Genomic DNA, 1,505 nt, shown 5'->3' on the forward strand with positions numbered 1-1,505 from the left:
CCGTTCACCTCGACCTCTTCCAGCCACACGATGTCGTGGGTCAGCGCCGCCATCTGCTCCGCGCTCAAACCTACGCCCAGTTGCAGCTGGAGCTTGTCCTTGTAAGCGATGGCGTTGTCCATCAGGTAGCGGAACAGAGCCTCGTCGCTGCTCAGCCCGTCGATGTAGCGCTGGCCGGTGCGCGCCACCACCGCGTCGCGGATCAGCCGCTGCTCGTAGAGACCGTCACCGAGGCGCTTCTTGCTATCGTCCGGGTTCATGCCCAGGCCGCTGAGCAAGTAGTCCGAGTTGAGGAACTGCTTCAGTTCGGTGAGCGCCGGGTTGGTCTCGATCAGGTACTTGTGGCTGGCGCTCGGCGTGGCGTTGCCGGGCACGCCCTGGACCCGGGCGACGCCCGGCAGGCTACCGCCGAGCGCGCTGCCGCCCTGACCCTGGACGTTGGCCGCGCCAGCCAGGCCATCGACTCGCACGCCCTGGCCCTGCCAGGTACCGGCGACGTTGCCGGCGCCTTGCTGGCCGACCGAGACGCCGCTACCGCCCTGGGTGCGGTCGGCGCCGGCACCGAGCGCGGCGCTGCCATTGCCGTCCTCGGCGAAGCGCGAGCTGAGACGGAACAGGCCGTTGTCGCCCTGGGGCAGGCTGAAGCCGGGCAGGGTAACCGGGTTGACCTGGCGCCGCGCCAGGTCGGGCGGCAGTTGCGAGGTCAGCGGCACGACCACCGAAACCCCGCTGCCGCCCACCGCGCTGTCGCCCACCTGGCGGCCGCTGCCGACGAAGGTGTAGCCGGGGCGGGTGACGCCGTTGTCGATGCGCGTGCTGGCATTGACCGTGACGTCGCCGGCGGCCTGGATCACCGCTGCGTAGGACTGGTCGCCACTGCTGATCGGGGTCGGCCCCTTGCTCGGGAATTCGTACTCGAAGGACCAGTCGCTGAGGATCGCGTTGAGCGCGGCGGGGATCTCGCCCGCGCGCGCCGGGTCGAAATTGGCGCTCTGGTACCAGTAGAGGTTGGTGAAGTTGCGCGACTTCTGGTCGATGCCGCCGATATCGCCGCCGCGAGCGGTACGCAGCACGCGGATGGTTTCCAGCTCGCCGGTTTCCAGGCCCTGGTTGTCGAGGACTTCGAGGTTGGCGGTGAGGTTGCCGCCGCTGCCGATCAGGCTGGAAAGGTTGTTCAGGGTGCCGCCGTCGATGGCGAAGTCGCCTCCGGCCAGCAGTTGCCCCATGGCGCTGCTGGCGGTGACCTCGGTCTTGTCGCGCTGGGTGATGGTCCAGATGGCGTTGCGCTTGCCGCTGCAGTCGCCCGCGTTGACGCCTTCGATGCAGGCGGTCTGCTCCATCTTCGCGGTGTACAGGCCCGACTTGCTTTCCAGCACGGCGCGACGGTTCTCGATCAGGCTGGCACGCAGGCTGAAGTCCTTGCCGCTCTCGATCACCCCGGAAAGGTTGCGCAGGCTGGCGGCACGGTTGCCGGCATCGTCGCGGGCGATATCCAGCCTGCCGAG

At 68.6% G+C, this 1,505-nt stretch carries 1 pseudogene; it reads right to left on the bottom strand.

The features are described from left to right. Nucleotides 1-1,505 (bottom strand): annotated as a pseudogene (locus HMPREF2924_RS17895) (S-layer family protein); the annotation flags it as partial.

Origin of the sequence: Pseudomonas sp. HMSC063H08, from assembly GCF_001813645.1 — a bacterium.
GTDB lineage: Bacteria > Pseudomonadota > Gammaproteobacteria > Pseudomonadales > Pseudomonadaceae > Pseudomonas > Pseudomonas aeruginosa.